Origin of the sequence: Gottfriedia acidiceleris, assembly GCF_004138285.1 — a bacterium.
GTDB lineage: Bacteria > Bacillota > Bacilli > Bacillales > Bacillaceae_G > Gottfriedia > Gottfriedia acidiceleris_A.
In genome coordinates this window covers 865,319-890,527 of sequence record NZ_SCFN01000001.1, presented here as the reverse complement: position 1 = coordinate 890,527, position 25,209 = coordinate 865,319, and the positions used below count along the sequence as shown (strand labels likewise).

The window sequence follows — 25,209 nt, the reverse complement described above, 5'->3', positions numbered from 1 at the left end:
TTTCTCTCTATTTTTTTGTAGCTTCAACGATCCATACAAAATCATTATATTGTTCGAATTTCACATCAAATCCATTTTTTTCAAAATGTGAACGAACAACTGGAATTAATGGATAATATTCTCTAATTAAATCATCTCTTAAATTGATATAATTTGCATTTTCTGCTTTTGTAATTTCATTCTTATATTCGTTTTCAGTTAAAAACATTGTATCTGCAAATACGATTTTTCCATTTGAGTTCAATAATGAGCTATATATTTTAATAGCTTCATATTTTTCTTGATCAGTTAAATGATGAAAAACGTATGAACTTACAATTGTATCTATCTCGGCCTGTGGTTTTGGAAAATCAATTAGATCTCCGTCGTGAATCGTAATATTCTCTCCTAATTTCTTTGAGGCAATAATTCTCATCTCAGGAGATGGTTCGATTGGAAATACAGTTTTTCCTTTATTAAGAAGTAACTTTGTTAAATTCCCTGTACCGATTCCAAATTCAAGGACGCTGTTTCCACTTCTATTAACAATTTCGTTAAGTATTTCATCATAACGTCGAAATGCTTCTTTATATTCTGGGTCATGGCCTTGAACAAAAGAATCGTAACTTTCTGCCCAACCAGTAAATACATCTAAAAACTCTCTACCCATTTATCTCACCTTTGATGTTTGAAATATTAATGCTTGTTCTAGGTCTTCGATTAAATCTTCTAAATCTTCTAGACCAACTGATAATCGAATTAATTCATCAGAAATTCCGGATGCAATTCGTTTTTCCCTTGGGATCGAAGCATGCGTCATTTTTGAAGGGATACCTACAAGACTTTCAACTGCTCCTAAACTTTCAGCTAATGTAAACCACTTTAATTTACTTACAAATTCTTCTGGATCTAAACCTTCTTTTAATTCAAAAGATAACATGCCACCAAATCCACTGCTTTGTTGTTTTGCTAATTCATGATTTGGATGTGTCGATAATCCAGGATAGAAAACTTTATTTACATTTGGATGATTCGATAAGAACGTCACAATTTCATGCGTATTTCTTTCATGCTCTTCCATTCTAATTCCAAGTGTTTTAATACCACGTTGTAATAACCAACTATCGTTTGGTCCTAAAACCCCACCAATCGAGTTTTGATAAAACGCTAAATCTTCAGCTAACTCTTCTTTATTCGTTACAACAATCCCAGCTACTACGTCACTATGTCCTCCAAGGTACTTAGTTCCACTATGAACAACAATATCAGCACCTATTGTAAGAGGTTGTTGCCAGTATGGAGTAGCAAAAGTATTATCAACAATCGTTAATAAGTCATATTCATTAGCAAGTTTTGCAATTGCTTTAATATCAGTAATTTTTAATAATGGATTACTAGGTGACTCAATAAAAATTGCTTTTGTATTTGGTGAAATAACATTTTCAACTGAAGTAATATTACTTGTATCAACAAATGTAGCTGTTATACCTAAATTTGATAACACTCTTGTAAGTAATCGGTAAGTACCACCATAAACATCATCGCCCACTACGATATGGTCACCAGTCTTGAATAAACTAAACACAGTATGAATAGCTGCCATTCCAGATGCAAATGCAAACCCTGCAACACCGTGCTCAATATCTTTCATTAACTCTTCAAGAGCATGTCGTGTCGGATTGCCTGTTCTGGAATATTCAAATCCCCTATGTTTGCCAACAGCATCTTGTTTATACGTACTAGTTTGATAAATTGGAACACTAACCGCACCAGTTGTTTCATCTCTACTAATTCCCCCGTGTATTAACGCCGTCTTTTTCTTCATATTTTATCCCTCACTATATATGTTTTTACTTAAGTATCTTTCACTACTATCTGGGAAAATCGTTACGATTGTACTCCCTGGTTTTGCTTTTTTTGCTTCTAATAAACTTGCATATAACGCAGCTCCTGAGGAACTTCCAACTAAAAGTCCTTCTTTCGTTGCTAGTTCTTTTACTAAACGAAATGCGTCTGAATCAAGTACTGTATAAATATCATCAAATAAGTTTGTATCTACAAAGGCAGGAATGAATTCCATTCCAATTCCTTCTGTATCATGTGAACCTGGCTTGCCGCCATTTAATATTGATCCTTCTGGTTCAACAATAACTGTTTTTACATTTTGTAATTTATCTTTTAAATACTGAGCTGTTCCAGTAAATGTTCCTCCACTACCAGCTCCAGCAACAAATACATCTATTTTTCCATCGAGTTGGTCAACTAACTCTGGACCTAATGTTTTGTAATAGGTTCTTGGATTTGCTTCATTACTAAATTGTGAAGGTACAAATGAATTCGGTATTTCTTTTGAGAGCTCATTCGCTTTTTTTATTGCACCTGTCATTCCATCTTCTGTAGGTGTGTTCACAATTTTTGCTCCAAGTGCTTTCATCAACGTTTGTTTTTCTATACTGAATTTTTCAGGAACAACAAATATCACATTTACGCCATATTTTATAGCTGCTAGTGCTAAACCAATTCCTGTATTTCCAGCGGTTGGTTCAATTACTGTACCACCTTTTTCTAATTTCCCTTCATTAAGTGCACTTTCGATTAATTCCATTCCAAGTCGATCTTTTACACTTCCACCTGGGTTACAGAATTCTAGCTTTGCAAATAGTTTTGTTCCTTTTGGTAAAGGGAATGTTGTAATTTCAAGCAATGGTGTTGATCCGATCAGCTCGTGTACTGACTTTACAACTTTCATAATTTCAAGCTCCTTTATGTCACAAAAAGGTTAGTTTCTTCCAATCCATTATATGCAACATGGGTAAAATTGAACGTTGTCTTAATACCAACTATTCTTATTGGTATTATAAGATATTAATTTTAAATGCGCAATAAAAAAGTACTTTTATCCTAAAATAAAAGTACTTTTTTAATCGTATCGGTTGAGTTAAGAAAAGAACATCGTTACAAAAATAATTGAAAAAATAATACTGATTGCATCAGCAATTAAGCCTACTTTTAATGCATCACCCATTTTACGAATACCTACCGCTCCAAAATACACCGTTAAAACATATAGTGTTGTATCTGTACTACCTTGCATAGTTGAAGCTAGCCTTCCGATAAATGAATCTGGTCCATATGTTTTAATTAAATCCGAAGTAATACCTAAAGCAGCCGAACCAGAAATAGGTCGAATAATTGCCAGCGGAAAAACTTCTGCAGGAATACCTAGTGAACTTAATAACGGACGCATTAGTTCTACACAAAACTCTAGAGCACCTGATGCTCTAAAGATCGAGATGGATACTAGCATACCTACTAAAAATGGAATTAATTGCACTGCAATTGTTACACCCTCTTTTCCACCTTCTACAAAAGATTCATACGTCGGCACCTTTTTCCAAGTTCCATGTATTAATATGACAGCGATAATAAATGGAATGATATAAAGTGATATCGTATTCATATATCCCATTTATTTTCTCCCCCTTCGATTTCGCCTACTTGCAAAAAAACTATTTACTGCGAGTCCCCCAATAAATGAAACGACCTGTGCAAGTATTGTAACACCTACTATTTCAGTAGGATTTGAAGAATGATAAGACATTCTAACTCCTATGACAGTTGTAGGAATTAAAGTGATTGCACTTGTATTTAAAGTTAAAAATGTAATCATGTCATCACTTGCTTCAATACTATTTCTATTTAATACTTTTAGTTGTTCCATCGCCTTTATACCTAATGGAGTTGCAGCATTTCCTAAACCGAATAAATTGGCCACCATATTTGACATAATATAACCAAGTGCTGGATGGTCTTTAGGAATTCTCGGAAACAAGAATGATAGAAATGGTTGAAATAATTTCGAAAGAATTTTTAATAACCCTGATTCTTCTGCTATTCGCATTAATCCTAACCAAAAAACAAGAACACTAACTAGTCCAATAATAATGGTAATTGCTTGCTTTCCTCCGTCAAATACTGCTTTATTCACTTCATCCATGGTGCCATTAATCATCGCAAAAATAAAACCAATTATTGTAAGAGCAACCCAAATAATATTAACCATCGGAGTGCTCTCCCATTAAGTTTAAGAGAACCTGTTTTCCATTTTGGATTATTTCTTTCGTAAATACTTTGACCTTGCTATCACTATAAAAAATATTTCTAAATCCAATTTGTTCACCTTCTAGTTCAATAATCGCTTTACCAACAATTGCATCATTAGCGATTTTTTTCTTGGTCGGCTTTTGCATTTCAATTGTGATTCTTACTTGATCTCGCTCTTTTTTATCTAATGGATAAGAGAAGTCATTTTTCATATAAACATGTCCTTTATATTTTTTATTTGTGACCTCCTTAATTCCACCTTTACTTAATACTTTCGTTAAAGGATAGTTACTGAAACCATATTCGAATAGTGACATATGATCTTGCCAATCTTGCCCATCATTTAGTGTTACAACAATTAAATCCATTCCATTTTTTGAAGCAGTTGAAACAAGTGTTCTTCTTGCTTTTTTAGTAAATCCAGTTTTTCCTCCAGTACTATACTTGTACATAAAAGTAAGCAACTTGTTTTTATTCTTCCAAACATAATCCCAAGATTCTGCCGTATTTGGGGCACGGTGTACTTTTGTACCTGCAATTTTTGCATATTTAGGATTTTCCATAGCGTATCTTGTTAATAGCGCCATATCATAAGCAGATGAGTAATGCTCTTTTCCTTGCTGATCAAGTCCTGATGGATTGCTAAAATATGTATTACTCATACCGATTTCTTTTGCTTTCTCGTTCATCATATAAACAAAACCTTCGATGCTACCCCCTACAGCCTCGGCGATTGCATTAGCTGCATCATTCCCTGACCTAAGCATTAAACCATAAACTAAATCTTCCAGCTTAATTTTTTGTCCAGGTTTTAAATAAATGGATGAACCTTCTGTTTGTACTGCTCTTGAACTAATTGTTATCGTGTTTTGCATTTTACCGGACTCTACAGCAAGAATTGCAGTCATTATTTTTGTAATGCTGGCGATTCTTTCAGAGTCATGCATTGCTTTACCATATAAGATTCGTCCAGTTTTTTGATCCATCAAAACTGCATTTCTAGCACTAACTCCTCCAAATGCTTCAACATTATTCGTCGGAATAATAATTCCGATTAAAAATAAGCCAATGATTCCTACTACTAGCCATTTTTTCATCTTTCGCATCAACTCCACAGTTAGTCCTAATTAGTACAAGTTTACGAATTACATTATAAAAAAATGACTTTTTTTAAGAAAAAAAGTGCTGAACTTGTTCAGATATACAACCTGAGCAATTCCAGCACTTACTATTTTTCGCCAATTAATAAAAGGGTTGCCATTTTAATTGACTAGCATAACCATATCGATAATCTACATCCGGCCAATTAACTATGTTCCAAAAGTTTGTAATGTATGAGTCTTTATCAAATTTATACTGTAAATAATAAGCGTGCTCCCAAACATCCAAAACTAGCAATGGAATTGTATCCCATTGAGTAAAGAATTGATGTTTTTCAGTTTGAAGAATTTCCAACCGATTCGATCTTGGAACCCAAACTAAAATCGCCCAACCGACACCTTCCACTTTTTTAGCAGCTTGTGTAAAATGCTCTTTAAAGTCTTCATAACTTCCGAAGTCATCTTCAATTTGTTTTAAAAGAACTCCATGAGGTTGCCCTCCACCTGATTTACTTAAATTATTCCAAAATATAGTATGCAAGTAATGACCCGACCCATGAAATGCAAGCTCTCTTTCCCAATGCTTTAATAAATCGTATTCCTTATTTTTTCTTGCCTTTTCTAATTCAATCTCAGCTTTATTTAAGCCATCTACATAACTTTTATGGTGCTTATCATGATGCAGCATCATGATTTCTTTTGATATATATGGCTCGAGTGCATTATATGGATATGGTAAAGGTGGAAGCTCATGTTTACCAATCCCTACTCTCTCTTCGACTTCTATTACCCGATACGCATAACTATCATCATATTCCTCTTCATTTAAAATTGAAATTAATCGTTCCTGTATATCATCCACATCCATACTAATTTCATCTAAAAAGGAATTTTGATCTACATAATGACCTTTTGTTCCCATTCTGTTTAACAATAGTTTTACTTTATATTCTAATAATTCTTTTTCTTGAATATGGTCAAATCTTTCAGACAGCAACTGTAATACATTCGCACACCAGATTTCTACCTCCTGAAAGTAAGTGACGAGTTCAGATTGATTTAACATCATACACCTCCATCAGAGAAAATAAATTTCTCTTCTACTTTCCATTGTATGATATTAAATTTATAGCTATTACCGGTATTCACGTGTTTCACACGATTAATGGAAATCACGTAAATTAAGATGTTAATTCCGCATGTTCTTATATAAAATGATTAGTTTAGCTTCTCTAAAACGGTCTGATTTTCTGAGTAAAACTCCATTTTTAATGAAATCACTTTTTCCAATTCATAAACAATCATCATTAAACTAGCCCTAGTCTCAAACTCATCTCTTGATTCAGGTAATGGCATCTTTCTAAAGTCATTCATCATATGACTGAATTCCCCTAATAATTCAATCCCCGTAGATTTTTCTTTTAAGTAAACACCTGTGTCCTCAAAAAATTCTGCAATAATTTTTGAATGTGGATAATTTAATGCAACCTTCTTTAATAAAGGGATGATTTGATTCGATATGATTTCAAATTGACGTTCTCTCATTTCAAAATAATTAATATAATATAAGTTTGATTTTATAAAACTATTTTCAACTTGCCTATAAGCTAATGTTTTCGCCGTTTGTAAAAGTATTTTTGTTTCATAAATTAAATCATTTTGTGAATCTTCGTCCTTACCCTTCATTTTTAAAGCAATACCAAGAAGTAACATTTTAAAATTTTGCTCGATTTTCTTTTGAGATTCGACCATCTTCTTCTCAATACTCGGCATATATGTATTCATTATTAAAGCAATTAAGATCCCAACTGCTAAAATTTCAACTTGATTAAATAAGAAAGATATTGATTTATTGTTACTCACATAGATTTGCAAAACAATCACTGAGCTTGGAATGATTCCCTCTTGTAACTTCAATGTGACTAATAAGGGTATCGTTAAAAGAAAATAAATGACAACTGTTAATGGCGTATAGCTTAAAAATTCAAACATCATCCATCCAATTAACATGGCAATAACTGATGCAACAAATCTTTGAATTGCTACTATAAATGATCTGCGTTTTGTATTTTGAATACTTAAAAGTGTAACGACGGCAGCAGTACTGTAATTTTGTAAATGTAGAGCTTCTGCTATTAATAAGGATATACCACTTCCGATTGCTGTTTTGATTGTCCTTTGTCCAATTGAATACATTTGTTTCATTTCAGGTCCTCTTCTCTTACAAAGAAATTTCTATTGTATTGTAACGTATCTTATATAAAAATTACTATATATATCCAATTTTTTTGAGTTTTGTACAAAATGAAAAGACTAGAAAATTTCTAGTCTTTTTCTCTTAACATTACTATTTACATTTAACAATTTTTCTAATTACTGTTTGTATTGTTGCATAAGTTTTGTTGAATAATCTGTTTCATAATACTCAAGTTCTTCTCGCATTTGTTGAAAAACTTTTTCTAATGATGAAAATAGGTCTTGGACAGTTCCTGGCACAGCTTTATAGAATGTAATCGCTTGATTACCAGTGTATGCTGCACGACTATTTTCATACCATGCATCGTTTTTAGGAGAGAAGAATTCTGCGATACATCTGTGATAAATTTTATGTAAAGTATCTTCAGCTGTTGCTTTATGGAACTGTCCACTTAAAATTTTCTCACAAACTTCTTTAGCATCCTCACAATATACTGTAATTCTACGTAATGAAGAAAGTATTTTTTCTAAGTAGTTAGGATCCACTGCTTGGTTTTCATGTTGAAATGACGGTAAAGAATTCTTATTTAAAAACAAATTACACTCTAGACCAACAATCCCTAATTGATTACCAACAATTTTTAATTGATGCTCTACCATCTTATTCGACATTTTTTTCCCTCCGTTAATTTAAATCGATATTTCTATTTTATTTGAATTTTGTTTAATACTTCTCGCATATCCTACCAATTTATCAAAATCAACACCTTGTAGCTCTTTTACAAATTGATCTAATTCATTAATATATATTCGCTTTCTTCCTCGATAATCAGGATTTTTAATAATTAGCGCAAGTGCTACTATATCACGAAAATCTACTGATTGATCGCCATTTTCATATAATCTAGTTGTTTTTAAATCACTTACTTCAGATAGTTGTTCTTCAAAAAAGCGAACATACAAGACAGAAGTTACAATTTTTTGACCATTATATTCATATTCAACTTCAGATCGATTAAAAAAATCTTCCGAAGTATTTGGTTGAGCCTTTACTAATTCATACCCATGACAATTATAAATTAACAATTCTTTCACCCTCCAAGATTTCCATAGTATTAGTTTAACATAGGATGACAACAGATTTGCAGAATTTTTTAACTAATCTTGTTTTTCAAATTTGCTAAAAAATAAATCTGCTTCTTCTTCAACCTCTTCCATTTTTAAATCTTGTGGTAGTGGAGGTAATTCTTTAATGTTTTTTAGACCAAAATAATCTAAAAACTCAGAAGTAGTACCGTATAAAATTGCACGTCCAGTACCTTCAGCCCGTCCAACTTCTTTAATTAAATATTTCGAGACAAGAGTTTGAATTGGTTTTTCAGTCTTAACTCCACGAATATCTTCAATTTCTGTCCTCGTAATTGGTTGTTGATATGCAACAATCGCTAAAGTTTCTAAAGCTGCTTGTGACAACGAAGAGTTCGATGGACTTTCAACTAATTTTTTGAAAAACTCACCATGTTCCCTTTTTGAAGTAAGTTTATATCTGTTAGCTAAAATTCTAATTTGTAATCCTCTATTAGGATTTTCATATTCTTTTTTTAGACTCTCAATTAATTCTAGAACATCGGTTTGACTTAATTCTAAAGTCTCAGATAGCTCGACAATCGATATTCCTTCATCGCCAGCTACAAATAAAAGTCCTTCTAGAACTCCTACTAAATTTTTTTCCTGTTCCATTACAAGTACACCTCAGCTTGCTTATCTTCAAAAACCTCCCGTGATGTAAGAAAAATTTCTGAAAAGTTTTGTTCCTGTTCTACTACAATGTCTTTTGTTTTCATTAACTCCAAAATCGCTAAAAAAGTAACTACAATACTTTCTTTATCATTATATGGAAATAAACTGATGAAATTAGTTCTCTTTTTTATACTTTTTAAGAAGGTAATTATTTCATCCATTCTTTTTTCGATCGATATTTCTTCACGAACTATTTTAGTTTGAAGTGGTTCTTGTAGCTTTTTACGTTTAAATAGCTTTTGAAGTGCACCAAACATATCGTAAATCGTAACATCAGTCGGCATGACAATATCTTCTGGTCTAGGTCCATATTCGGACAAATCAACTGGATTTCGGGTAAAAATCATCGCACGTTCAGATTCTTTTTCCTGAAATAAAATCGCCGCTTCTTTAAATTGCTTATATATAATTAATCGATTCATTAATTCTTCTCTAGGGTCTTCTTCAAGTATTGCATCCCAATCAGCTTGTTCTTCATGATTAGGTAAAATACTTTTACTTTTCATCGCAAGTAATTCAGCTGCCATCACTAAATATTCACTTGCTATATCCAATTCTAATTCTTTCATTGTATGAATATATGAAACATATTGATCTGTTATTTCAGATACAGGTATATCATAAATATCAATTTCAAATCGTTGAATTAAATGAAGTAATAAATCTAATGGCCCTTCAAATGCATCAATTTTAACTTCATATTGCTTCACAAACTACTCACCAACTTACTTTAAAATAAAAATATACTCAATAACAGTATAAAGTATTATTTCATAAAACTATATAACAGAAAAGGTTTTTTAATCGATGAAGTTACTTTGTTCCTAAATTTTTAGTTTTACGCCTATACCATTTTCTAAAATTTTTCATAAGATATCAGTGCAAGAAGAATTATTTTTTGGTAAGGAGGTTATTTCATGAGTAGAGGTGCTGTTTCTCCAGAGTTCGGCGGTTTCGGCCACGGCAGAGGCTTTGCTTTAATCGTAGTATTATTTATTTTATTAATCATCGTTGGATGTGCTTTCGTCTGTTAATTTAACCCCGTGAATAAACAAAACGTGAAAGTCTAGACATTGCTCTAGGCTTTCTTCTTTTTAAATAACTCCATTTCTGATAAAATTTTAGTAATAAAGAGGTGAAAAACTTGGTCCATTACAATAAAAACGAGCGATACATAAAGTATTTATGCCATTTCCATTTTGATCAAGATTTTTTTGAATGTCATGAAATTCTTGAGGAACAATGGAAACTTGAATTAAATCATCAATATAAAAAAGTCTGGTTAGGTTTAATAAGATTATCGGTAGTGTTATATCATTATAGAAGAAGAAACTTTACTGGTGCTAAAAAATTATTTCGACACGTCATTACCTTTTCAAATGATTCTAATTTATTGGAAATGGCTGGAATTGATCAATTTCGCTTTCAACAAATCATATCAGATTTACAGCTAAATCTTCAAAACGAAACGGAATTTCACCCTTTCGATCTCCCAATAAATGACCAAGAATTGATTAAAAGATATCAAAATCAAAAAGAATATTACTCGTCTTTCACGGAAGATTTAATTAATAAACATTCTACAAGAGATCGAACAGATGTCATTTCGGAAAGATTAAAGCAATTAGAATTACGAAGAAAAATTTAGAGTTAAAGGAAAAGGTGGCAAAAAATTGGGCACCTTTTTCAGTGTTTCGAAATTAAGAAAAATAGCAATTTGTTGGTTCGTACTTACTCATGACTGGTCCATGATTAAGCACTTTTTTCAACAGCGCAAAAAAAGTGCTCAAAAAAATTGAGCACCTTTTTCTATAATACTTTCAAACTAACATGACAATGTTCAATAAATGAAGCTACTTCTTGCGTTGTTACGATTGTATAGTCTGTATACTGAGATCTAATAGCATCGTAAAGTGAAGTTGCAATACCTTGATTTCGAAATGAAGGGTTTACACTTAAATGTTTAATCATAATAACCTTATCTGGTAGTAGTTGTATTCCAATAATCCCAACAATATCGTCTAATTTCCAAAGGAACAAATGATTATCATCTTTAGTTTCATAATCTTTAATCGTATTTACTAAGCTCTTCACATTCTTTTCATTCGGCATAAACGAAAGCAGGCCCATTGCAATTTTCTCATATGTTTTCTTATACCTAATTAACATGTTAACCCCTCTTAAAAATTATTAAAACTCTAATTAGCTTCTAAACCAATACATAATATATGATTGATTATCCCTCTATAGTACGATAAATATAAAAATTCGTTCCAAATATATCAATATTTCAAATATATAATTCTCACATTTTTCTGTCAAGTCAGAAAACCAGATAGAAGGAAAAACGGGATATATGGTATAGGAGAGAATTTAAAATAATTTAGCGTACTAGTCATGTATTCTTCCTGCCCATCCAACCTCATAGGCTTTTGTCACCAATTAGATAAATTTGATTACAGTAAACTTTAATTAGAGTTATATAAAAGGGTGATCATTATGAGGCTGGATTTAGATTATACATCGCCAAGTATTCAATTTACTTATGATTTAAATAAAAATCATGCATTTGTGAAGGATAGTCAAAACTTTATCAATCAATTAAGTGTTAATGATTTGAATACTTTGGATAATTTGTCATTATTGGATATATATTTAAGTGTGAATAATGTTGTAGAGCCACATTATCACCAAAATTCATCAGAATTAGTATATTGTATTTCTGGCGCTGCAGTTGTATCGATTTTGAATCCTTATACAAAGCAACTATTAAATTTCCCAATTACTCCTGGTCAAGTTGCAAACGTACCACAAGGCTGGTGGCATTATGAAATTGCAACTGTTGACAACACTCGTTTATTAGCAATATTTAATGCACCTTCCCCTGACGTAATTTTATTCTCTGATTTAATGAAATTTACACCTTCAAATATCGTCTCACATACTTACTGTCTTGATGAAAACCAATGGAAAAATGCAACAGCAAATTTACAACCTTCTATATTTATAGGACCACCAAAAAACTGTAATCGACAAGTTCAAAACCAGCATGAATTTGCAAATCAGCAGAATCAAAATTATTATCAAAATTCCTATTACAATCAGAATTATTATCAACAGCGTTTTTAATTGTAAGATCAAGGTGAGACCAGTAAGTGCAATTAAATTTAGCAAAAAGTGCAATTAAATCTGGGCAATTGCAGTAAAAAAAGCTAATACTACAATTAAATTTGACAAATCTGCAATTAAAAAAGTCATATCTGCAATAAAAACTAAGAAAACTGCAATTAAGAATATGAATCATGTGGAAATAGATTATAAGAAACAAGAATATAGAAGAAATTACATGAAATAGAATGTGAAACAATTAAAACTAAACATATTTCAATAAAAAAAACCAAAATTAAATCTTCTAAATTTAACCTTCAATATATAGTCCGACTGTTATCAAATAATTTCATCGTTTAATCAACAAAGAACATGATAAAAAACCACAAGGAAAATTTCTTTCCTTGTGGTTTTATTCAGTTGAAGTCGTTTTAGAATAACCTCGTCTTGGTTTGACTATTCTTCGTCCCAAACCTTAACTTCTTGCATAACATCGCCATTACGCATTCTTAAAACTGTATCCATACCTTCGATTACTTGACCGAAAACTGTATGAACTCCATCTAAATGTGGTTGTGGCTCGTGAACGATAAAGAATTGGCTACCACCAGTATCTTTTCCAGCATGTGCCATTGATAAAGCTCCAGCTTTATGTTTTAATGGATTACCAACAGTTTCACATTTAATTTTGTATCCTGGGCCACCTGTTCCATTACCGTTTGGATCTCCACCTTGAGATACAAATCCAGGAATTACACGGTGGAATGTTAATCCATTGTAGAAACCTTCACGGATTAATTTTTCAAAGTTTTCAACTGTACCTGGTGCATGCTCTGGGAATAATTCGATTAAGATTTGTTCACCATTTTCAAACGTTATACTTGCTTTTTTCATAATAAAAATCCTCCTTATGTATGTACAATTTCATAAGACTTAATTGTCCTATATTTTTCATTACTGAATAAACTAGTAACGCTGATATTATCATACAAAAAACAAAAAGTAATGACAAGTTTTCTAAAAGTACTATAATAGTGTTGTAAGATGTAAAATTTGGATTAGTGTAAAGGGAGTGTCTCTTTGTTGAAACGAAAGTTATTAGCGTTCACCATCTCAATGGGATTAATAGCTATGCCTTTATCGGTATTTGCTGATTCTGTTCCTGGTGAAACGATTGTTACTCTTGGACAAAATTTATCTGAAACGCAAAAGAAAGCATTATTAGCTGAAATGGGTGCACCATCTGATGCTAGAATTGTGACTGTTTCGAATCAAGAGGAGCATAAATATTTAGATGGTACTGTACCTAGTGCTCAAATCGGTACTCGAGCTCTTTCATCTGCTATGATTACAATCGGTGAAAAAAATACAGGCATCGTCGTTCAATCAAATAATATTTCATGGGTTACTAACTCAATGTATACAAATGCTTTAATCACTGCTGGATTAAAGGATGCAAATATTGTAATTACTGCACCATTTGAAGTATCCGGTACTGCTGCTTTAACTGGGATTATGAAGGCATATGAGCTAAGTTCAGGTGAAGTTATACCTGATGATGTTAAAAAAGTAGCAAATGAAGAAATGGTTAAAACGGCCGAACTTGGTGATTCTGTAGGTAATGAAAAAGCTGTACAACTTGTCACTAAAGTGAAGGAAGAGCTTGCTAAAAATCCAAACATGTCAACCGATGAATTAAAATCTTTAATTGATCGATTAGCAAAGGATCTTGGTATTACATTAACTGCTGATCAAAAGGCTAGTTTGATGTCTTTATTTGAAAAAATGAAAGATTTAAATATTAATTGGGATCAAGTAGGAAACCAATTAACAAAAGCTAAAAATAAAATCTCAGAATACTTAAATTCTGAAGAAGGTCAATCTTTTATTCAAAAACTTAAAGATTTCTTCTCCGCATTATTTGATGCGATTCTTTCATTCTTTAAATAAGAAAGAAACAAACCCGGTTACTAAAAAAAGTAACCGGGTTTGTTTCTTTTAAAAAGAGAGTTGTCAACTAAGAAAAAAACGAGCTAAGCCTCGCATAAGCAAAAGCTTCAAATATGGGGTCCGTCTGTGCAAATAAACGATGAAATATAGCATATAAAAAAAAGCTTACCCATACCAGTACAGGTAGTACAAGTTAAAAATTGTACAATATCAGCTCCTTTTAAATGGATAGCTTAATTCTTTTCTATTTCCAAAAAAAATTGATCAAAATTTGGCTAATTTCTATAATAAAGTTCGATTTTATCTACTACAAATGAAAAGCGCTGTTGAGATACCTCCCCAGCGCTAGTACATTTTTTTAGGGCGTCTATTTGTCAGTTAATTTGACTCCTAAGACAGCCCCCCTCTTTTATTTCATCAGCATTACGAATCTTTCCTTAACCTACCAGATTAAATGGTAGCATCACCGATTGTTTTTCCACCTTTTTTATGTTGACTTTCACTAGCTTTTGTACGGATAATTAAATGCCAGAAGGCTCTGCCATCAAATGGGATAAATGGCCAAAAATAAGGTGTATTTAAAGTATTGAGGCTTGCTAAAAACAGTATAAATAATGTCGAGCCAATCATAAAGCCTTTAACACCTAATATTGCAGTTAAAATTAATATAAAAAATTTGGCTAATTTATTTGCAAGTGCTAGCTCATAACTAGGCGTAGCATAGGATCCAATCATTGACACAGCCGTATATAATACTACTTCCGGTTGGAAAAGGCCTACATCAATTGCGACTTGTCCAATCAATACTGCTGCAATAATCCCCATCGAAGTGGAAACTGCATTTGGTGTATGTATACTTGCCATTCTCAGGAATTCAATCCCCATATCAGCAATAATTAGTTGTAAATAAATCGGAATATTACTTGTTTCTTTTGGACCAATATAACTTAATGATTTTGGTAATACCTCTGGATAATTACATAATAGTAACCAAAATGGTAATAAAAAGACTGACATAAAAATTCCCATATAACGAACCCATCGAAGGAATGTTCCGACTGAAGGAGTTTGTCTGAATTCTTCTGCATGTTGCATATGGTGATAATACGTTGCAGGCGTAATGATTACGCTCGGAGATGTATCCACTATAATACATACATGTCCTTCAAGAATGTGGTTTGCCACAACGTCAGGTCTTTCCGAATATCTAACTAAAGGAAATGGATTATATCCTTGTTTTAATATAAATTCCTCTAATTTCTTATCTGTCATTGTAAGACCATCAACGTGAATACCTGTAATTCGATCCCGAACTTCTTTAACAAGTTCCGCGTGTGCTAAACCTTCTATATAGGACAAACAAACGTCTGTCTTAGAACTTTCACCTACCTGAAGAATTTCATTTCTTAAATTTTCATCACGAATACGTCTTCTAATTAGGCCTGTATTATTAATAATATTCTCAGTAAAACCATCTCGTGATCCACGTACTACTCGCTCGGTGTCTGGTTCTGTTGGACCACGCCCAGGATAACTCCTTACATCGACTGCAAGTCCTTTATCTTCTCCATCAACTAATACTACAATTAAACCAGATAATACTTTCTTTATAACATCTTCAAATGTTAATACAATCTCTACTGATTGATGGACAATCGTATCCTCAATATTTTTAAACATTGATTTATTTTTCTCGACTTTTTCAAGCCCAATTAAGTCATCTAAGAACCTTTGAATAAAACTTGTATCCGTTAATCCGTTAACATAATATAGATTAACTTCAACTTTATTTACAAAAATCACACGTTTTCCAACATCAAAACTTACTCCATAACCGATTCGATCACTTATTGTATGTGCATTTGTAACTAGTTTATTTGTAAGTTTTGTCGGCTCTTTTTTCGTAGTCAGTGGAGTTCACTCCTCTCGAGGATATATTCAATTGCTTTTCTTGTAATGGGTGAACCGATTTCAATATCATCTCTTCCACCCATTTTTCCAATATCTCCAATTCCTAAAATGAAAGGGATGTTTAGTTGATCCAAATTATAAACAGTGTCTCCATTTATTCTTCCTATTTCAATATCAGGTACTCCATACTTATCGACACCGTATTCAGTTAAATTTCCTTCGTTATCAATACTTACATCGACTTTTGTCCATTCTTGATGATGTGTATTTGATGCTACTGCTAGTGCAGCAATAACTTCTATATGTTTATCACTTGCTACATATTTTAAAGCCTTTTCTCCAGGACCTTCTCCCATAAAGCCACTGTCATCAAACAATACAAATACTGGTTCTTTTTGTGCTTGCATTATGATTTCAACCATTCTCTTTCCAGAGAACTTAGTGGGATTACCTTGCGATTGTGATATTGTGCATCCGCCAAATTGTTTTGCCAAATACTCAATACTCCGATGTGCATAAACATCTCCGTCGGTTACGATAATGATCCTTTTCTTTTTCATAAGTTAACCTTTTGGCTTAAAAATAAGAGCAATTATAAATGAGAATAATATTGCTGCCGAAATTCCAGATGAAGTTAGGGAAAAGATCCCCATTCCAATACCAATGAAGCCGTGGTCATTTGCTTCTGCCATCGCCCCGTGTAATAAAGAATGGCCAAAACTAGTAATTGGAACGGTTGCACCTGCACCTGCAAATTTTATTAGCTTATCGTAAATGCCAAACCCATCTAAAATTGACCCAATTACTACAAATATGCACATCACATGACCTGGTGTTAATTTTGTGAAATCAAACAATAACTGGCCAACTACACAAATTAGACCTCCTACTATAAAAGCATTAACAAAATCCATCTGAACACCTCCTAACAGCTTTCGAAAACGACAGCATGTGAAATAGTTGGAATTGACTCTTTCTGTTGAATCATTGTTGGGCTTAAAAGAGCGCCGGTTGCCGCTACTAAAATTCGTTTATAAGTACCTTTATTTAACTCTTGAAATAAATGACCATATGTTACGACCGCTGAACAAGCACATCCACTTCCACCAGCAAAAACTTCTTGATTATCTCGATCATAGATTAGCAATCCACAATCATTATATTTTCCTGCCATATCATATCCTTCTTCTCTAACAAGTTGTTCACAAATTGGTGCGCCTACAGCTGAAAGATCTCCAGTTACGATAAAATCATAATCATTAGGTGTTGTATTTGTGTCCTTAAAGTGTTGTACGATTGTATAGGCTGCTGCAGGTGCCATCGCAGAACCCATGTCGAATGGATCTGTCAAACCTAAATCCTGAACTGTACCAATTGTGGCGCATTTTACTTTTATTCTGCTTTTTTTATTTGAAAGGAGAACACTTCCTGCTCCAGTTACTGTAAAAGTTGCAGAATCTGGTTTTTGTCCACCGTATTCTGTAGGATATCTATATTGTCTTTCAGCAGTAGCATTATGGCTACTTGTTGCTGCCAACGCCATTTTTGCGTAACCACTATCGATTAACTGTGCACCAAGAGCAGCCGTTTCCATTGAAGTTGAGCACGCTCCAAACATACATAAAAAAGGAAGTTGCAATTCCCTTGCCATAAAGTTCGCAGTAACATTTTGATTTAATAAATCACCTGCTAAAAATACATCGATATCTTCAACGGTTTTGTTTGCTTTTTTAAGTGCAACCGAAATTGCATTTCTCATTAATGCTCTTTCTGCTAATTCCCAATTATCTTCATTACAATGAAGATCTTCATAAGCATAATCAAATTTGCCAGCTAACAGTCCCAAGTTTTCTCTTGGTCCTACAGCGGTTCCAGATGCTTGGACATAAACACCATTTTGAAACTCCCAAGTTTGTTTACCGACTAAAGCCATATGTACTCACCTCCTAAAAGAATACTTTAAATGCGTATCGAATCATTCCAACGATATATGCCGAAACAACTCCGTAAACAATTACACAACCCGCTAGTTTAAACATATTTGTTGCAACCCCTAGAACTAGACCTTCACTTCTATGTTCCATAGCAGCACTCGTCATAGAGTTGGCAAAGCCTGTTACAGGAACAGCAGATCCTGCACCTGCAAATTGTCCAATTTTGTCATATATACCTAACCCTGTAAGTAAGCTAGAAATTAAAACAAGTGTAGCTACTGTTGGATCACCCACATTTTTTTCAGTAAAGTTAAAATAGTTAATATAGATTTTCGTAATACACTCACCTAAAAAGCAAATAAATCCCCCAACTAAAAACGCTTTAATACAATTTTTTAATACCGGCTTTTTCGGTTGGTATGGTTTTATATTCTCTTTATAATTAGCTTTTAATTTCCCACTCATTTCATCCATCCTTTACTCTATAAAATAAATCCAATGAAATAACGACCCAAAAACTTTTCCTAGTGCGATTGCCATTAATAAGTACACAATTTTCTTTTGAATGCCAATTCGTTTTGCTAAGATTGGAAAAACGTTTAAAACTTCGGTTAAGGCTGCAGCTAACATTCCAATAAAAATACCTGCTAATAGCCCAATAAAAACTGAAAATATATTCGGCAAATTAAATACGGTATTTCGCAAACTAATCCAGCAACCAAAAATTGCTCCTAAAATAACTGCAAACTCATAAGCGCGAATTTTTTTAATCGTTTTTGTTAACTGTGTTAGTCTCGGAATAATCCCAATAACCGATAAAAATGCTACAAAACCAGTACCAACAGCAATACCTCCTGAAAAACCTACAAACACTATAAACAATTGTCTAATCATCAGTATTTACACTTTTGTTTGGCTTCTTATTTTCATTTACTAACACGTATTCATCCATTGAGCGTTGATACTGAAACATTTCTACTTCAAGAGGACTCGGTTCTTCGTTTAATCTAGTCTTAAACCATTGATTAAAAAATAAAATCATCCCAATTCCTAGTCCAAAAGAATATGGTACTTGAAACAATAATGGTTTATGATTATGTTCTCCTGTAATCATATAGTAAATTCGTTGTTGAACCTGCTGCATGCTAACATCTTCATGGAAATAAATTATTGCTAATGAAGAACCTGTAAATAACAAGATCCAAACGAAACAAAAAAGAAAAAAACGATCCTTTGAAACTTCATTTTTAAGTTCTATAATGCACATTGTCACTCCAACGAGTTCAAACGAAATATCAGGTTCAATTTCTTGAATTAATGGTAAAAGATCTAGAATATCAATAACTGTATGTGTACCATCCTCCTTTTTAGATTCATGTACAATGATATTTTTCATTTGGGTTAAATCAACATTAATCCCTTGTAATCGTGCAATCTCTCCTAGATGTACACGTTTACCTACTTGTACAACGATTCGATTAAGTAATTTAATATATAACACCTTATTCATAATTTCCCCTCAGTTTCAAAGCTTTATGAATTCAATTACAACTAGTATGTGAAAACTTCCCAAAAATATAAGTCCATGAAGATTAATCTGAGTAGTTCAGTATGTAAAAATAGGAAAAGTTAGGCATCAGCCCCTTCGAAATAAAGCATCTGATAGTGGAACTTGAAGATGTTTCTTCTATTTGAAACCGGAGCTTACAGTAAAAATTCAAAAATAAAGACAAAATAAAAAAGCTGAAAAATCGTATTGTATTAACTACGATTCTTCAGCTTAAATAGTTTAGGGATTTTATTTAATTTTGTCTTTCATTTGTTGGAGAATTTTTTTCTCTAGTCTTGAAACTTGCACTTGAGAAATTCCTAATCGTTCAGCAACTTCTGATTGAGTTTGATCTTTATAATATCTTAAATAGACAATTAATCGCTCTCGATCATCTAGTTGTTTTATCGCTTCTTTTAATGCAAATTTCTCAAACCAATTTGTTTCATGGTTATCAGCAATTTGATCTAACAATGTAATAGGATCACCATCATTTTCATACACCGTTTCATGAATTGATGAAGGTGCTCTACTAGCTTCTTGTGCAAGTACAACATCCTCTGGTGTAATTTCCATATGAGCAGCAATCTCGTTAATTGTAGGCATTCTTCCAAGCGTTTTACTTAATTCTTCTTTTGCTTTTCGAATCTTATTATTCGTTTCCTTTAATGAACGACTCACTTTAACTGTTCCGTCGTCTCGAATAAATCGTTGGATTTCTCCGATAATCATCGGAACAGCATATGTAGAAAATCGCACATCATAAGATAGATCAAATTTATCTACCGATTTCAATAATCCGATACAACCAATCTGAAATAAATCATCTGGTTCATATCCACGGTTAATAAAGCGCTGAACAACTGACCATACCAGTCTCATGTTGTGCCCGACGATGCTGTCTCTAGCCAATTGATCTCCAGCCTGACTACGCTTAATTAACTCTTTTAATTCATGATCCTTTAACTGCGCACGGGGTTGATCTTGCTTGACTTCTACGTCCATAGGCGATTCTCCTTAATTACTTAAAACATTGCTATTTGATAAGTACTTTTTAACCGTAATCGTTGTACCAACATTGATAGTGGACACAACTTCACATTGATCCATGAAATTCTCCATTATCGTAAATCCCATGCCGGATCTTTCTAAATCTGGTTTTGAAGTATATAAAGGTTGCATTGCTTCATCTAAATCAGCAATACCAATCCCTTCATCTCGAATTGTTAAAGTTACTGTCTGATCTTCAAGTAGAACTGAAATGAATACGATACCTTCAGGATTATTTTCATAACCATGAATAATCGCATTTGTAACAGCCTCAGATACTACAGTTTTAATTTCAGTTAATTCATCTAATGTAGGATCTAGTTGGGTAATAAATGCAGCTACCGTTACACGAGCAAATGATTCATTTTGACTTAATGCGGAAAATTGAAGGTTCATTTCATTTCGCATTATGCCACCCCCAATACATTAAGTCCATTTGACTCATCATCAGCTAAATGAACAATCTTAAATAAACCAGACATATCAAATAACCGTTTAATTGATGGAGAAATTGAACATACAACCATTTCTCCACCTTTATTTCGAATAACTTTATATCTACCTAAAATGACACCTAAACCAGAACTATCCATAAATGTTAAATGCTCAAGATTTAATAAAATATGTTTGATAGTCCGTGACTCTAATACCTCATTTACTTGTAAACGTAAATCCTCAGCAGTGTGATGATCTAGTTCCCCTGCAAGTCTTACACAAAGGATTGCATTTTTCACTTCAAGTTCAATATTAAGACTCACTACAATAACCTCCTTATTTGACGGTTATTGAGAGTTTCGTTAAAACTAAACCGAATTCCTTCATGCATGACAAAACTAGTGGTAAAACGCCAAATCTTTTAGTAATACTCGAAATTAGTCGGAAAAAATCAGTTGAATCCTCCAACAGTACGCTTAAATAGATCGTACCAATTAGCTTTACTTACCGATTTATTAGCAACCAAGTCTGTTTTAGATAAAACTTTACTACCTTGTTTTAATACTAAAACTCCGACAACTTGCCCTTTTTTAATTGGTGCTTGAATATTTTTGTTCAGCTTAATATCTTTCGTAATTTTATTCATCGCTTCACCCTTCTTCAATACAACTGAAACTGGGCTTTTTGTGATAACATTTACACCTTTAGACTTACCTTTGCTAATACTAAGCCTTTCGATATTCTCACCTTGTTTAATTAATTGCTTTACTTGATATTGATTAAATGCATAATCAAGTAAATTTGTCATTTGTGCATTTCTTTCTTTAGAAGTTGGTGCACCCATAATCACGCTAACTACTCGCATGTTGTTCTTCTTAGCAGTAGCTGTTAAACAATATTTTGCTTCTGCAGTAAATCCAGTTTTCAATCCATCCGCTCCTGGATAAAAACGAACTAGTTTATTCGTATTAACTAACCAAAATTGTTTTTCAGTATCTTTTCTCAAGTAATCTTCATAAGTACCAGTAAACTTTGTGATTAATGGATATTTTAAAAGCTCTCTTCCCATGATTGCCATATCATACGCCGATGAATAATGACCAGGTGCAGGTAGCCCAGTTGGATTTTCAAAATGTGTATTTTTTAATCCTAACTGTTTTACTTTTTTATTCATTAAAGCGACAAATGCTTCTTCTGTACCTGCAATTTTCTCTGCCATTGCGACGGATGCATCATTTCCTGATGCGATTGCAATCCCTTTTAGCATTTCTTTTACTGTCATCTCTTCGCCAGGTTCTAAAAAGATTTGTGATCCGCCCATTGACGCAGCATGTTCACTTGTCATTACTTTATCATCTAACCTGAGTTTTCCTTTATTGATTTCTTCCATAATAATAAGCATTGTCATGATCTTAGTCATACTTGCTGGTGGAAGCTCTTTTCTAGCATCTTTTTCATATAAGATTTTCCCAGTATCTTGTTCAATAATTACGGAAGATAATGCATTCTTTGCCAAACTTACATCATTATTTTGTGTCTCTCTTGCATTTACTTTAGGTAGTGATAAAGAAAAGATCATAACACTACTTAAAAGAGTTAGTAATACCCTTTTCATCTATAACCCTCCATTCTTTTCATACATATTTTTTCCAAATATAAGTAGTTTAATCAAGCACAGAAGAAAATATTAGAAAGAATGGAACTATTTACATACATGAGAACATATGATATAAGTAAAGTGTATTAATTATACTCATACACTTAACACACTCCATACACTTAAGAAAACATTTGAGGTGGTGATCTCTTGATTATTATTTTAGACCCAAGAAGCCATTTACCCCTTTGGGAGCAAATTGTTCTACAAACAAAAGAACAAATGCTAAGAAAGATTTTGGTAAATGGAGATAAACTTCCTTCCGTACGTGAATTAGCAACTACATTGGTGATCAATCCAAATACTGTAAGTAGAGCCTATCAAGAACTAGAGCGCACTGGAGTCATCGAAACGATAAGGGGTAAAGGAACATTTGTAATTGGTTTAACAAAAGAGACTGTTTCAGCAGATACCCTTTTAAAATATAAAAATAAACTTTCTAATTTATTAATTGATTGTTTAACAGATGGCGTCAAAGAGGAAGAAATAATTAATTGGGTAAAAGAGTTTTATTCTAATAAAGGGGCTGAATAGTTTGTTGAAAATCCATCATTTAAGTAAAAAACTCGATGAACATGAAGTGTTAAAAAATCTAAACTTTCAAATAGAAAGAGGTAAAATCACAGGCTTAATCGGTAGAAATGGAGCTGGTAAAACGACTCTTTTAAGAACGATTGTTGGCATTCTATCTCCAGACGAAGGCTCAATACGAATTGACGATGAAGAGATAAACGAATCACCTATTACTAGAAGACAAATTGCATATATGAGTGATTCTACAAATTTCATTAATCAATATAGTGTGAAAGAACTAATAACGATCTATGAAAATTCATATCCAAACTTCAATAAACACAAATTTCTAAAAGCATTAAATAAATATAAATTACCTAATACATCTCTACGTAAATACTCAAAAGGGATGAAAACACTTATCTATTTATTATTAACCTTTTCCACAAATGCAAAATATGTCATTTTAGACGAACCAACTAACGGTTTAGATCCAGTCGTTAAACGGACTGTTTTGCAATTAATAATTGAATATGCAAGCACAAACTCAGTCGGAGTTATTATCTCATCACATCATCTTGCTGAGCTCGAAAAAATAATTGATCAATATTTATTTATTAAGGATGGAAGAATTAATTCAATCTCTACAATGGAAGAAAGTACGAGTCAATTTTATAAATTACAAGTAGCATTTGAAAATGGCTTACCTAAAATATTTGAAGATGACCCGTCTATTTCTGTTTTCTCAAAAACCGGCAAAGTAGCCATCATCATTATTAATGGAAATAAGAACGAATATATAAAACGAATGGAAAATGAAAATCCGCTTCTTTTAGAAGAACTTCCATTGACATTAGAGGATTTATTTTTCATAAACGATGGAGGGGACTTATATGTTTAGTAAAGCATTGTGGCTAATAAATTCTAAACAATCTAGGCTTGCACTTATTTTATTATATCTTGTCTATCTGATTATTCTTCCATTTAGCTATTACAATAATACTGATGAATTAAATCGAGCATTACTAACAAACCCGAGTAATCCTTACCTTTATATATCTGACTTTAGTATGCTAGCATTTATTTCACCGATCATTGTATTAATATTAAGTATCTTATTAATAGGAATTGGACGAAATACAGGAGGAATTGATTTTCAATTTTCGCTTCCATACTCACCAAGACAACTTTATCTATCAAAATGGATGTTTGGAATTGCTCATATTTTTATGGCGACTGTTGGATTAATTATTTTAACTCTACTAATCCATTACAATACTAATCTTCACAAGTATATTGATGCTTCATCATTTGTAACAATTTTTTCTGTCATATTCCTATTTACGGTTGCTTTTTTTACAATTGGTCTATCGATTGGAACAATTACAGGTCATTATTTTTCTCAAACACTTTTCACTATTTTTACGATTTTCTCACCTAGTATTATCTATTTTAGTATCTATTCAAATTTAAATGGCATCTTTAACTATAAATTGCCTGTCAATAGCTTCGAAAAAACAATAACTAGTTGGTCTATTCCATACCTAACAGGCCCCCTATCAATTTCAAAAGATTTTAATGAAAAAATCGTTCAATATCCAACTTTAGACTACGGAAATTTAACGATTATTATCCTTTATATCGTTGCATTTTTAATAATCGGTTTATTATGTTATAACAGGTTTGCGAATGTCAATAATGGCAAATTATTCGTATATAAAAAATTTGGTATATTCGTAAATGTCTTATTTGTATACCTTGCAGCGACATTAATCGCTTTATTAACATCTACCATTGCAAATGGAAATAACACGATTATTTACGTGATTGGATTAATAATTGGTACCGTTGTTGGCTATTTCTTCTATAAACGATTAAATAAATTTTTTGATTAATGTTTTTTTAATCTAAGTTTCAAAAAAC

The 25,209-nt window shown here is 32.5% G+C and carries 32 protein-coding genes; 7 read left to right on the top strand and 25 right to left on the bottom strand.

Annotated features, from left to right (window positions below; translation table 11 throughout):
* Nucleotides 1–7 precede the first annotated feature (7 nt).
* The 12 genes from EP747_RS04340 to EP747_RS04285 all read right to left on the bottom strand — a co-directional run bounded on the left by EP747_RS04340 (nt 8) and on the right by EP747_RS04285 (nt 9,889).
* Complete coding sequence (locus tag EP747_RS04340; protein ID WP_129688680.1) at nt 8–649, bottom strand: class I SAM-dependent DNA methyltransferase; 642 nt, start codon at nt 647–649, stop codon at nt 8–10.
* Nucleotides 650–1,804: a bifunctional cystathionine gamma-lyase/homocysteine desulfhydrase gene (locus EP747_RS04335; RefSeq protein ID WP_129688679.1), complete on the bottom strand. Its 1,155-nt coding sequence runs from the start codon at nt 1,802–1,804 to the stop codon at nt 650–652. It abuts the gene before it with no gap.
* A 3-nt stretch (nt 1,805–1,807) separates the two neighbouring features.
* Nucleotides 1,808–2,728, bottom strand: coding sequence for a PLP-dependent cysteine synthase family protein (locus EP747_RS04330; RefSeq protein ID WP_129688678.1), 921 nt, complete (start codon nt 2,726–2,728; stop codon nt 1,808–1,810).
* 189 nt (nt 2,729–2,917) lie between these two features.
* On the bottom strand, nt 2,918–3,448 hold the full coding sequence (locus EP747_RS04325; protein ID WP_056466828.1) for a spore maturation protein: 531 nt from the start codon (nt 3,446–3,448) through the stop codon (nt 2,918–2,920).
* On the bottom strand, nt 3,449–4,042 hold the full coding sequence (locus EP747_RS04320) for a nucleoside recognition domain-containing protein (protein ID WP_129688677.1): 594 nt from the start codon (nt 4,040–4,042) through the stop codon (nt 3,449–3,451).
* A complete protein-coding gene (locus EP747_RS04315) occupies nt 4,035–5,189 on the bottom strand; it encodes a D-alanyl-D-alanine carboxypeptidase family protein (protein ID WP_129688676.1) in 1,155 nt (384 codons plus the stop codon). The genes EP747_RS04320 and EP747_RS04315 overlap by 8 nt, the downstream gene beginning before the upstream one ends.
* A gap of 136 nt (nt 5,190–5,325) precedes the next feature.
* The gene (locus EP747_RS04310) at nt 5,326–6,249 is read right to left on the bottom strand and encodes a superoxide dismutase (protein ID WP_129688675.1); all 924 of its coding nucleotides are present in this window, start codon (nt 6,247–6,249) and stop codon (nt 5,326–5,328) included.
* Nucleotides 6,250–6,401: 152 nt separating this feature from the next.
* The gene (locus tag EP747_RS04305) at nt 6,402–7,388 is read right to left on the bottom strand and encodes an aromatic acid exporter family protein (protein WP_129688674.1); all 987 of its coding nucleotides are present in this window, start codon (nt 7,386–7,388) and stop codon (nt 6,402–6,404) included.
* 168 nt (nt 7,389–7,556) lie between these two features.
* Nucleotides 7,557–8,051 (bottom strand): DUF3907 family protein, encoded by a 495-nt coding sequence (locus tag EP747_RS04300; protein WP_098860077.1) that lies wholly within the window; start codon nt 8,049–8,051, stop codon nt 7,557–7,559.
* 18 nt (nt 8,052–8,069) lie between these two features.
* Nucleotides 8,070–8,465 (bottom strand): hypothetical protein, encoded by a 396-nt coding sequence (locus EP747_RS04295; RefSeq protein WP_129688673.1) that lies wholly within the window; start codon nt 8,463–8,465, stop codon nt 8,070–8,072.
* Nucleotides 8,466–8,537: 72 nt separating this feature from the next.
* Nucleotides 8,538–9,119 carry an SMC-Scp complex subunit ScpB gene (gene scpB / locus EP747_RS04290; RefSeq protein WP_129688672.1) on the bottom strand — a complete coding sequence of 194 codons (582 nt, stop codon included), beginning with the start codon at nt 9,117–9,119 and terminating at the stop codon, nt 8,538–8,540.
* Nucleotides 9,119–9,889 carry a segregation/condensation protein A gene (locus tag EP747_RS04285; protein WP_129688671.1) on the bottom strand — a complete coding sequence of 257 codons (771 nt, stop codon included), beginning with the start codon at nt 9,887–9,889 and terminating at the stop codon, nt 9,119–9,121. Before EP747_RS04285 ends, scpB begins: the two co-directional genes overlap by 1 nt.
* A gap of 207 nt (nt 9,890–10,096) precedes the next feature.
* On the opposite strand from EP747_RS04285, the gene EP747_RS04280 reads away from it, so the two are divergent.
* The gene (locus tag EP747_RS04280; protein WP_088010735.1) at nt 10,097–10,213 is read left to right on the top strand and encodes a YjcZ family sporulation protein; all 117 of its coding nucleotides are present in this window, start codon (nt 10,097–10,099) and stop codon (nt 10,211–10,213) included.
* Between the two features lie 110 nt (nt 10,214–10,323).
* Nucleotides 10,324–10,827 carry a DUF309 domain-containing protein gene (locus tag EP747_RS04275; RefSeq protein WP_165346836.1) on the top strand — a complete coding sequence of 168 codons (504 nt, stop codon included), beginning with the start codon at nt 10,324–10,326 and terminating at the stop codon, nt 10,825–10,827.
* A 161-nt stretch (nt 10,828–10,988) separates the two neighbouring features.
* Here EP747_RS04275 and EP747_RS04270 read toward each other — a convergent pair whose 3' ends face one another.
* Nucleotides 10,989–11,348: a GNAT family N-acetyltransferase gene (locus EP747_RS04270; protein ID WP_025672354.1), complete on the bottom strand. Its 360-nt coding sequence runs from the start codon at nt 11,346–11,348 to the stop codon at nt 10,989–10,991.
* Between the two features lie 330 nt (nt 11,349–11,678).
* Here EP747_RS04270 and EP747_RS04265 point away from each other — a divergent pair, with 330 nt between their 5' ends.
* Complete coding sequence (locus EP747_RS04265; protein ID WP_129688669.1) at nt 11,679–12,308, top strand: cupin domain-containing protein; 630 nt, start codon at nt 11,679–11,681, stop codon at nt 12,306–12,308.
* Nucleotides 12,309–12,743: 435 nt separating this feature from the next.
* Here EP747_RS04265 and EP747_RS04260 read toward each other — a convergent pair whose 3' ends face one another.
* Entirely contained in the window at nt 12,744–13,181 is a 438-nt protein-coding gene (locus tag EP747_RS04260; protein WP_069031815.1) for a peptidylprolyl isomerase, read from the bottom strand.
* 189 nt (nt 13,182–13,370) lie between these two features.
* Between EP747_RS04260 and EP747_RS04255 the strand changes: the two genes are divergently transcribed.
* Entirely contained in the window at nt 13,371–14,237 is an 867-nt protein-coding gene (locus EP747_RS04255; RefSeq protein WP_129688668.1) for a DUF1002 domain-containing protein, read from the top strand.
* Nucleotides 14,238–14,687: 450 nt separating this feature from the next.
* On the opposite strand, the gene EP747_RS04250 is transcribed toward EP747_RS04255, so the two are convergent.
* The 11 genes from EP747_RS04250 to EP747_RS04200 form a co-directional block, all read right to left on the bottom strand.
* Entirely contained in the window at nt 14,688–16,088 is a 1,401-nt protein-coding gene (locus tag EP747_RS04250) for a spore germination protein (RefSeq protein WP_419179270.1), read from the bottom strand.
* A 56-nt stretch (nt 16,089–16,144) separates the two neighbouring features.
* Nucleotides 16,145–16,708 (bottom strand): stage V sporulation protein AE, encoded by a 564-nt coding sequence (locus EP747_RS04245; RefSeq protein WP_088010741.1) that lies wholly within the window; start codon nt 16,706–16,708, stop codon nt 16,145–16,147.
* Between the two features lie 3 nt (nt 16,709–16,711).
* Nucleotides 16,712–17,062, bottom strand: a complete 351-nt coding sequence (gene spoVAE / locus EP747_RS04240; RefSeq protein ID WP_056466865.1) for a stage V sporulation protein AE — start codon at nt 17,060–17,062, stop codon at nt 16,712–16,714.
* An 11-nt stretch (nt 17,063–17,073) separates the two neighbouring features.
* Entirely contained in the window at nt 17,074–18,081 is a 1,008-nt protein-coding gene (spoVAD, locus tag EP747_RS04235) for a stage V sporulation protein AD (RefSeq protein WP_129688666.1), read from the bottom strand.
* A 13-nt stretch (nt 18,082–18,094) separates the two neighbouring features.
* A complete protein-coding gene (gene spoVAC, locus EP747_RS04230; RefSeq protein ID WP_129688665.1) occupies nt 18,095–18,547 on the bottom strand; it encodes a stage V sporulation protein AC in 453 nt (150 codons plus the stop codon).
* A gap of 12 nt (nt 18,548–18,559) precedes the next feature.
* Nucleotides 18,560–18,976: a stage V sporulation protein AB gene (locus EP747_RS04225; RefSeq protein ID WP_025672024.1), complete on the bottom strand. Its 417-nt coding sequence runs from the start codon at nt 18,974–18,976 to the stop codon at nt 18,560–18,562.
* Nucleotides 18,969–19,592 (bottom strand): stage V sporulation protein AA, encoded by a 624-nt coding sequence (locus tag EP747_RS04220; RefSeq protein ID WP_129688664.1) that lies wholly within the window; start codon nt 19,590–19,592, stop codon nt 18,969–18,971. Before EP747_RS04220 ends, EP747_RS04225 begins: the two co-directional genes overlap by 8 nt.
* Before the next feature lie 288 nt (nt 19,593–19,880).
* The gene (gene sigF / locus EP747_RS04215; RefSeq protein ID WP_129688663.1) at nt 19,881–20,636 is read right to left on the bottom strand and encodes an RNA polymerase sporulation sigma factor SigF; all 756 of its coding nucleotides are present in this window, start codon (nt 20,634–20,636) and stop codon (nt 19,881–19,883) included.
* A 12-nt stretch (nt 20,637–20,648) separates the two neighbouring features.
* Nucleotides 20,649–21,089, bottom strand: a complete 441-nt coding sequence (gene spoIIAB, locus EP747_RS04210) for an anti-sigma F factor (RefSeq protein WP_025672021.1) — start codon at nt 21,087–21,089, stop codon at nt 20,649–20,651.
* Nucleotides 21,089–21,439: an anti-sigma F factor antagonist gene (gene spoIIAA, locus EP747_RS04205; RefSeq protein ID WP_025672020.1), complete on the bottom strand. Its 351-nt coding sequence runs from the start codon at nt 21,437–21,439 to the stop codon at nt 21,089–21,091. The genes spoIIAB and spoIIAA overlap by 1 nt, the downstream gene beginning before the upstream one ends.
* 128 nt (nt 21,440–21,567) lie before the next feature.
* Nucleotides 21,568–22,731, bottom strand: coding sequence for a D-alanyl-D-alanine carboxypeptidase family protein (locus EP747_RS04200; RefSeq protein WP_129688662.1), 1,164 nt, complete (start codon nt 22,729–22,731; stop codon nt 21,568–21,570).
* A 192-nt stretch (nt 22,732–22,923) separates the two neighbouring features.
* Here EP747_RS04200 and EP747_RS04195 point away from each other — a divergent pair, with 192 nt between their 5' ends.
* The 3 genes from EP747_RS04195 to EP747_RS04185 are packed head-to-tail and all read left to right on the top strand — an operon-like array spanning nt 22,924 to nt 25,181.
* Complete coding sequence (locus EP747_RS04195; RefSeq protein WP_129688661.1) at nt 22,924–23,307, top strand: GntR family transcriptional regulator; 384 nt, start codon at nt 22,924–22,926, stop codon at nt 23,305–23,307.
* Between the two features lies 1 nt (nt 23,308).
* On the top strand, nt 23,309–24,187 hold the full coding sequence (locus tag EP747_RS04190) for an ABC transporter ATP-binding protein (RefSeq protein WP_165346832.1): 879 nt from the start codon (nt 23,309–23,311) through the stop codon (nt 24,185–24,187).
* Nucleotides 24,180–25,181 (top strand): ABC transporter permease subunit, encoded by a 1,002-nt coding sequence (locus EP747_RS04185; protein WP_165346830.1) that lies wholly within the window; start codon nt 24,180–24,182, stop codon nt 25,179–25,181. The genes EP747_RS04190 and EP747_RS04185 overlap by 8 nt, the downstream gene beginning before the upstream one ends.
* Nucleotides 25,182–25,209: the final 28 nt, after the last annotated feature.

What these genes read in the sequence shown, in the direction of transcription:
- EP747_RS04185 (WP_165346830.1), top strand. Translation starts at nt 24,180, where the DNA reads ATGTTTAGTAAAGCATTGTGGCTAATAAATTCTAAACAATCTAGGCTT.
- EP747_RS04305 (WP_129688674.1), bottom strand. Translation starts at nt 7,388, where the DNA reads ATGAAACAAATGTATTCAATTGGACAAAGGACAATCAAAACAGCAATC.
- EP747_RS04310 (WP_129688675.1), bottom strand. Translation starts at nt 6,249, where the DNA reads ATGTTAAATCAATCTGAACTCGTCACTTACTTTCAGGAGGTAGAAATC.
- EP747_RS04265 (WP_129688669.1), top strand. Translation starts at nt 11,679, where the DNA reads ATGAGGCTGGATTTAGATTATACATCGCCAAGTATTCAATTTACTTAT.
- EP747_RS04200 (WP_129688662.1), bottom strand. Translation starts at nt 22,731, where the DNA reads ATGAAAAGGGTATTACTAACTCTTTTAAGTAGTGTTATGATCTTTTCT.
- spoIIAB (WP_025672021.1), bottom strand. Translation starts at nt 21,089, where the DNA reads ATGCGAAATGAAATGAACCTTCAATTTTCCGCATTAAGTCAAAATGAA.
- scpB (WP_129688672.1), bottom strand. Translation starts at nt 9,119, where the DNA reads ATGGAACAGGAAAAAAATTTAGTAGGAGTTCTAGAAGGACTTTTATTT.
- EP747_RS04225 (WP_025672024.1), bottom strand. Translation starts at nt 18,976, where the DNA reads ATGATTAGACAATTGTTTATAGTGTTTGTAGGTTTTTCAGGAGGTATT.
- spoVAE (WP_056466865.1), bottom strand. Translation starts at nt 17,062, where the DNA reads ATGGATTTTGTTAATGCTTTTATAGTAGGAGGTCTAATTTGTGTAGTT.
- EP747_RS04220 (WP_129688664.1), bottom strand. Translation starts at nt 19,592, where the DNA reads ATGAATAAGGTGTTATATATTAAATTACTTAATCGAATCGTTGTACAA.
- EP747_RS04325 (WP_056466828.1), bottom strand. Translation starts at nt 3,448, where the DNA reads ATGGGATATATGAATACGATATCACTTTATATCATTCCATTTATTATC.
- sigF (WP_129688663.1), bottom strand. Translation starts at nt 20,636, where the DNA reads ATGGACGTAGAAGTCAAGCAAGATCAACCCCGTGCGCAGTTAAAGGAT.
- EP747_RS04320 (WP_129688677.1), bottom strand. Translation starts at nt 4,042, where the DNA reads ATGGTTAATATTATTTGGGTTGCTCTTACAATAATTGGTTTTATTTTT.
- EP747_RS04245 (WP_088010741.1), bottom strand. Translation starts at nt 16,708, where the DNA reads ATGAAAAAGAAAAGGATCATTATCGTAACCGACGGAGATGTTTATGCA.
- EP747_RS04260 (WP_069031815.1), bottom strand. Translation starts at nt 13,181, where the DNA reads ATGAAAAAAGCAAGTATAACGTTTGAAAATGGTGAACAAATCTTAATC.
- EP747_RS04270 (WP_025672354.1), bottom strand. Translation starts at nt 11,348, where the DNA reads ATGTTAATTAGGTATAAGAAAACATATGAGAAAATTGCAATGGGCCTG.
- spoVAD (WP_129688666.1), bottom strand. Translation starts at nt 18,081, where the DNA reads ATGGCTTTAGTCGGTAAACAAACTTGGGAGTTTCAAAATGGTGTTTAT.
- EP747_RS04340 (WP_129688680.1), bottom strand. Translation starts at nt 649, where the DNA reads ATGGGTAGAGAGTTTTTAGATGTATTTACTGGTTGGGCAGAAAGTTAC.
- EP747_RS04280 (WP_088010735.1), top strand. Translation starts at nt 10,097, where the DNA reads ATGAGTAGAGGTGCTGTTTCTCCAGAGTTCGGCGGTTTCGGCCACGGC.
- spoVAC (WP_129688665.1), bottom strand. Translation starts at nt 18,547, where the DNA reads ATGAGTGGGAAATTAAAAGCTAATTATAAAGAGAATATAAAACCATAC.
- EP747_RS04330 (WP_129688678.1), bottom strand. Translation starts at nt 2,728, where the DNA reads ATGAAAGTTGTAAAGTCAGTACACGAGCTGATCGGATCAACACCATTG.
- EP747_RS04335 (WP_129688679.1), bottom strand. Translation starts at nt 1,804, where the DNA reads ATGAAGAAAAAGACGGCGTTAATACACGGGGGAATTAGTAGAGATGAA.
- EP747_RS04315 (WP_129688676.1), bottom strand. Translation starts at nt 5,189, where the DNA reads ATGCGAAAGATGAAAAAATGGCTAGTAGTAGGAATCATTGGCTTATTT.
- EP747_RS04300 (WP_098860077.1), bottom strand. Translation starts at nt 8,051, where the DNA reads ATGTCGAATAAGATGGTAGAGCATCAATTAAAAATTGTTGGTAATCAA.